This is a genomic window from Paucisalibacillus globulus DSM 18846 (assembly GCF_000482485.1).
GTDB lineage: Bacteria > Bacillota > Bacilli > Bacillales > Amphibacillaceae > Ornithinibacillus > Ornithinibacillus globulus.
Genome location: NZ_KI519440.1, coordinates 137207 through 143938, shown reverse-complemented (window position 1 = coordinate 143938; position 6732 = coordinate 137207). Strand labels below are relative to the sequence as shown.

The 6732-nt window shown below is 37.6% G+C and carries 8 protein-coding genes; all 8 read right to left on the bottom strand.

Translation table 11 applies throughout. The features are described from left to right. Positions 1–333 precede the first annotated feature (333 nt). Positions 334–1227, bottom strand: coding sequence for a GNAT family N-acetyltransferase (locus K332_RS24320; protein ID WP_211237431.1), 894 nt, complete (start codon positions 1225–1227; stop codon positions 334–336). A gap of 106 nt (positions 1228–1333) precedes the next feature. Further along, entirely contained in the window at positions 1334–1888 is a 555-nt protein-coding gene (locus K332_RS0120605; RefSeq protein ID WP_026909177.1) for an SLOG family protein, read from the bottom strand. Positions 1889–2082: 194 nt separating this feature from the next. After that, positions 2083–2559, bottom strand: a complete 477-nt coding sequence (locus tag K332_RS0120600; RefSeq protein WP_026909176.1) for a CotD family spore coat protein — start codon at positions 2557–2559, stop codon at positions 2083–2085. 214 nt (positions 2560–2773) lie between these two features. Continuing rightward, positions 2774–3337, bottom strand: coding sequence for a hypothetical protein (locus K332_RS0120595; protein ID WP_026909175.1), 564 nt, complete (start codon positions 3335–3337; stop codon positions 2774–2776). Positions 3338–3434: 97 nt separating this feature from the next. Further along, the gene (locus K332_RS0120590; RefSeq protein WP_026909174.1) at positions 3435–4208 is read right to left on the bottom strand and encodes an ABC transporter permease; all 774 of its coding nucleotides are present in this window, start codon (positions 4206–4208) and stop codon (positions 3435–3437) included. Beyond that, on the bottom strand, positions 4186–5172 hold the full coding sequence (locus K332_RS0120585) for an ABC transporter ATP-binding protein (protein WP_026909173.1): 987 nt from the start codon (positions 5170–5172) through the stop codon (positions 4186–4188). Before K332_RS0120585 ends, K332_RS0120590 begins: the two co-directional genes overlap by 23 nt. Before the next feature lie 224 nt (positions 5173–5396). Further along, positions 5397–5930 carry a DUF4269 domain-containing protein gene (locus K332_RS0120580; protein ID WP_026909172.1) on the bottom strand — a complete coding sequence of 178 codons (534 nt, stop codon included), beginning with the start codon at positions 5928–5930 and terminating at the stop codon, positions 5397–5399. Positions 5931–5932: 2 nt separating this feature from the next. Further along, complete coding sequence (locus tag K332_RS0120575; RefSeq protein WP_036689497.1) at positions 5933–6718, bottom strand: MBL fold metallo-hydrolase; 786 nt, start codon at positions 6716–6718, stop codon at positions 5933–5935. Positions 6719–6732: the final 14 nt, after the last annotated feature.

Sequence of the window (6732 nt, the reverse complement as noted above, 5' to 3'; positions counted from 1 at the left end):
GAGTATCAGCCAAATCTGTAGAATATCAGCCGTGATCCCTAATTATCAGCCATATAAACAGAATATCAGCCGTGATCCCTGATTATCAGCCAAATATACAAAATATCAGCCGTACTCCTTGAGTATCAGCCAAATCTGCAGAATATCAGCCGTGATCCTTAAGTATCAGCCATATAAACAGAATATCAGCCGTACTCCCTGAGTATCAGCCAAATCTGCAGAATATCAGCCGTACTCCCTGAATATCAGCCAAATCCACGGAATATCACCCACTATTTCAGGTTTCACCTTCACCCACAGAAAAGCCAGCCTCACTCTGAGACTGGCTTTCCCTTATTCCCAAACCCGATTCTTCTGCAGGGATGGAGGACAAGCATAATTATATGCTTTGATTTTCTTATTGATTTCTTTAACCAACTTCCGTCTTTCTTTTCCATCTAGATTCTCAAGTTGCTCTTTCAAAGAGTCAATTTCATTTGCAAGCTCAATCCAGGGAGGTAAGATATGATTATCCTTTAGCGTTTTATATAATTGTGCCTCAGATGGATTTGTAGTGCTTGGTCCCAAATCGAGTGGTTTACCTTTACCAGGGAGATTGTCAAAGTCACCTGCTGCTTCAGATCGTTTTACAATCTCTGTCATATGATCTCGATACTGACCAGTCTGCTCATCGGCATACTTTTTTCGTCGCCAGTCTGGCTTGAGCATCGCTAAGACATTTGCATCATGATATTTTCCATTCTGAAATAAATACCCCCGAAGTAATCCTTCCTGGGTAAATCCCACTTTTTCTAACAGTTTATTAGAAGCTTCATTTCCAGGGAATGTTACTGCACCCATCCGGTGTATACCCATTTCAACAAAACAATACTCTAGTACACAGGCAATTGCTTCTGTTAATATTCCTTTTCTCCATTGTTCAGGATGCAATTCAAAGCCTATCTCGGCTCGATTAACTTGGGCAGCATAATTATGAATTCCAATTGTACCAATAAATTCATTCCTATCCTTCCAAACAATTCCCCAACGAATTCCCCGTCCACTTTGAAAAAGCATTTGAAAGTGATTAACTAACTCTTTAGCCTCTTCCACAGACTCCATACTTTCCCTACCATAATATTTTGTAACTTCATCCTTAGATAAAATATCAAAGATACTTTCAGCATGACCAGATTCAATTTCTATTAACTTAAGTCTAGTTGTATAAAGTATAGGAAATCTTTTCATAGTTTACTAGCTCCTCTTATTTAGGAATCCAAATAATTTCACACTAACTTAAAATAGTTTATAATTCTATATTCTATTTCAAATTAGAAAATCCTGCTAATTTTTGTCAATTCCAATAATCAGGATCTGCCATCCGCATTTCTTCCACCATTTCATCTAAGTCAGAAGGGGTTATCAAGTATATCGGATATTCTTTCGTAGCACGCTTTGCCTCTTCATAGAAAAATTTATTGCTGCCGGGATATTCATCATCTAATAGAACCAGACAAGCATCACTCTTTTCCACTAGCCACTTATTCTTAGCCCGGAATTGGTAGGGGCCCTTATAGTCCCCCGTGTAGAGGGGTTGATAAAAATCAGCCACCATCGTTAATTCCTCATATTTAAATTTCAAATCCTCTGGCCAACGTTCATCCTGATTTTCAAACGGGGGGATAATCGCTACTTGAATGTCATATTCATCCTTTAAATCCATTGCAACCTCAGCTGCCCACAGTTCTACTCCCATTTGGCCGGAAATTAGAATCCATTCTAACCCATCTTCCATAAAACCAATTAATCGCTTCTCAATCGCAGCTTTAATAATGGCGATCTTAGGATCATTTTCTTTGAAAATATTTATTTCTCTAGGTTTATATCCTGTAACAGTTAATACTTTCATATGTATATGGCACATCCTTCAATAGATTGCTGTATTCTTAGGTTTTTGTTCATCTCTATCCACTAATTAAGTTTGTCCCATACTACAAAACCAAGACACTCGCTGTCACCGCATTTTGTCCATTAGAATAAACTTTTTATTAGATGAGGCAATCATAAAAGCTAAAGAGCCGGCAATGCCAGCTCCTTATCATGTTAACACCATTTATTCGGCTTATTCCAGTTATTTGGTCCCATGCCTGGATTGCCCATTGGTCCCATGCCTGGATTACCTGGATCCATTGCACCTGCTACTTGTGTAGGATTTCCGCCGGTTCCTGGGTTCATCATACCTGGTCCCATGCCTGGATTCATTCCAGGTCCCATCATGCCTGGCCCCATGCCTGGTGACATAGCACCTGCTACTTGACCTGGTCCTGGTCCCATCATGCCTGGTCCAGCTGGTACGTTAAATGCTCCACCAAATTGATTTACGCTGTTTACAGTATTTTGAACGGAAGTAGAGTGTGGAAATACATGGTTATTCTTGATTAAATGGTGATTCATTACGGTTGTATGGGAAGGATGAACATGTTGAATGGTTTCCTCTGTACAATGATGCACAACATTATGCTTAGTTGGATAAACAATACATTTTGGGCATCCACAATGTGGTCCGTGACGATGTCTCATTATTTTTCCCCTTTCTGAGTTAAGTTACACTAATAACCTATGACAGGTGACCGGTACTTGTATCAGACACGTACCTATTTTACGGGAAAAAGTTTGATATTTTACCTAGGAATTTGATTTTTCGCAATATCCTAACGCTTAAAGTTAATTAGGACGAATACATCAATTCAAATTAGAACAGGTATTTTCTTTATCATGTTTACGAATAAAAAATTCATGATTGCTTTCTTTTCATTCGTGAAAACACCCAATACACACTAAACCCAATCGCTCCAATGACTATACAAAATCCAACTATTATCCACGTAGGGAAAATTTCATTTAGTTCATTTTCTAAATTTAATTCTACAGTGGGGACCATTCCTTGACCAAGAATCTCAAAATCTTCATTGCTTGTCAGAGTAGAAATAGTTCGATCACAAATTCCAGTCGATAAATATTCATCACCATACAAATGCGAATCATTCGCATACACTAAATACTCTTGACCTACTTGAAAGTCAATCCCGCAATCGCCACCACCTAAGCCAGTTTGAATAATTATTTGGGATTGATCGGTTCCCTTCCAAATCTCTTTCACATCAAAAAGCACCTTTTTCGGGTAACTTTCTTCATTTATTTCCAAAACCCTGCCGTAAAAAACAGCTACAGAACGTGCTAGCTCATCTTCTACAGGTGACATTTCCGCACAAGAACAAGCAAGACTTGGCATAGGAAACAATAAAGTCAACATAACCAAAAGTAAACTAGCTATTAGAATACGAAATAATAATTTCATGTTCCACCCCGCTCTCCTTTAATAAGACGGACCAATAGGACCTAATGATTCAAAAAAAAGTGGCATGGACTTTTTCAGTCCATACCACTTCAACTTTTTAATAATGAGCAAGTAATCCTTTCTGCATGGCAAAGCGTTCACATCGCAGGAATATAACTAAACCAACCCCAAAATAAAAGACTGCATTAAAAACTAATATTGCGATGTCTGCTGCAGCAAACTCTGTTAATGTTACACCATTAATCATAATTTCTCGAACCATATCAATCCCTTTTACAAATGGGAAAAATGCTAAGAAAGGTGCGACAGATAACGGTACAAACGTAAGACCTGCAAGAATAAACTGTAATATCTGTAAAAACGCTTGAATTTGCTTCAATATCATCGTAAATCCCGCAATGATTAGGCCAAGCCCAAACATACTAATTAGAGTTAAGATTAGTATTGGTAATATCGATAAGACATCCACATTAAGCCACTGACCAGCTGTAAACATACTTAAGTATAGCAACCCTATGATAATAACAAAATCAACTAACGTTGTAGAAAGCAATCTTGATAACATGATTTTCCATATTCCCATTGGAGACATTCCTAATTGTTCAAGGGTTCCTTGGGTAGCTTCATTGGTAATCTGCCATCCAATATCATTGACGACAACCATCGCTAAAAACCAGAAAATATAATTAACGATAACATACTGTATATTCGTATCTTGTGAACTCGGATCGCCAATGAGTGAAATTCCAGCAAACATTCCTAAAAATAGTACATAAAACGTAATAAGCATAGCAATTGTATTTGGTAAATACCGTTTCAATAATATATATTCTCTACGTATATTAGCATTAAGCACGTTCAGAAAGCGCATAAACAGTCACCCCCTTTACAATCTTCATAAAGACTTGTTCAAAATTTATTGTTTTTCTATCTATCGTATCAACTGGAATTTGTTCTATTTTTAAGATGTCAAATAAATCATAGATTTCCTGACTCTGCGTCAGATCCACTTCCAACATCGATTGATACGTATCCGGTGTGTACACAAGCTGAGGGAACTTTTTAATCAATAGTTCATGTTGCTCTTCACTTAAATGTCCATCAAGCTTCACGGCATACGCCCTGACCTCAAATAGCTTCATAAGATTTTCCACCCGGTCATTGGTTACGACTTTACCAGTATTGATAATAACTGTCCTTTCACATAAATCCTGAATAACATCCATATCATGTGACGTAATGATAATTGTTCTCTGTTCTGTCCTTACAATTTCACGAAGCAACTCACGCACTTCATATCCTGTTTCAATATCCAGCCCAAGAGTAGGCTCATCAAGCAAAATAACCTCACTACCTGCTAACATTGCTACGGCAATCGCAAGCTTTTGCTGCATTCCTCTCGATAGTCGATTTACCATTTCATTCTCTTTATCTTTTAAACGAAACTGGACGAGAAGCTTATCAATCTGACCTGCAACTTCTTTCCTCGACATCCCACGGTTTCCTGCAAAATACTCCATATTCTCTCGAACGGTTAAACGCCAATAAAGATTACGATTTCCTTCTAACACCGCGCTGATATGCTCTTGAGCATGAAGACGTTTTTTCTGATTATCAATCCCGTTTATGGTGATTTCTCCACTGTCTGGACGTACCAATCCACAAATCATTTTAATGGTAGTTGTTTTCCCAGCACCATTAGGACCAAGTAACCCAAGTATCTCACCCTTATTAACGGTAAAAGAAATATCGTCAACAGCAGTAATAATTTCTTTTGTCTTTCTTTTTTTGTAAGATTTCTTGAGATTCTTAACTTCTACAATTGGTTGAGTCATTTCTCTCATCCCCTCTTAATTTTCTATCTTTAGTTTAAATAATTTCGAATACTCCTACTACGGGCTGAGGTTCGAAAAAGTTTCAGACTTAAGACGGAGTAGGTCCTAGTTTGAAAGGATGATAATTAGAAAGGGAACAGAATGGATTCTGTTCCCTTTCGTACCTGCTATTATTTACTTGATAGAAGTATCCTTATACTTTCAGAATTCAATTCTTTCCATTCTTATATCTCTACCAACTTTTTTCCAAACCTAATTAAGTCCTCATATGGATCTTTTCCTTCTATTCCCAGCACCTGACAGAATGCCGGCTCTGTCTTTACACCTTGTTGTTTTAACTGAATAATATTCTCTATAATGTCTGGATTCTGTTTTAAAATCTCATATTCAATTTGCATATGTACAAATGCATGTTGTTTTTCTACAGGAACCGCTTGACCAAACAATTCAAATTCAAAACCTGCATAAAGAAAATTAACTTTTAATACCCTCTCTCCTCTAATCTCCGTCTCTTTTACCCGGAATCCTTTTGTATCACTATAAAGCCACTCAACAACACGGTTAAACTTACTATAATCATACACTTCCATAATAATATCCAAATCAGAATCATCCACATCGATTGCAAGTGGAATGGTTCCACAAAGCACTGGATTATAGGCTCGCAAATCCTCCATGATTCGTAATTCTTTTACAGCACGATAAACTGCTCGCTGCTTTGCATTCCCATCCTTTACCACTTCTATAGAATTAAACATCCCTAAAACTTTACACTAAACGACTTAAACTCATGGGTCCCTGTTCCATGTCTAACAACATCTTTCCTACGCAATTCATACACTGCCTCCTGTACTTCATATAAAATACTCGGGTCGATTCCTAAAGTATTATGAGCACCGAAAATCCTTGTTACCTCCAAATAAGAAATTCTCTCTAAGGAATTCAATAATTCCACTGGATCTGTGGTCGGATAAAAGGCATAAATCGGTGTATCCATATAGAATAAATCCCCAGTAAATAGATATTCTCTATCATTATCCAATACACAGATATGCCCGGGAGAATGACCTGGAGTGTGAAAAATGGATAATAATCGGTCACCTAGATCAATTAAGTCCCCATCGGATAACAATGCAGTTGGTTTACCTGTAAAGGGCGTATAGATCTCTGGATTAAATTCCTTTGGAGTTGGCTTAGTAATATCCCTGCACATCTCTTTTCGAATTTGTTCCACAGTCAATCCTTTAATCCCGTTAACAAGCCAATCCTCTTCAGCCTCATGAACCAAAATGGTTTCATATTCCCCGTGACTACCAATATGGTCAGCATGAACATGTGTAGTAATCACCACAATTGGTAAGTCCGTTAACTGATCAGTAATCCGCTTCATATTATCAATACCTAAACCAGTATCAATTAAAGCAGCCTTTTCCTTACCAATTAATAAAAATGAATGCACTTTCTCCCAGTGCCCATATTCACTAATCGCAAATGTAGTCGAATCAATTTCCTCAACCGTAAACCATTGATCATTAATCGTAACCATGAAACTTCCCCCAA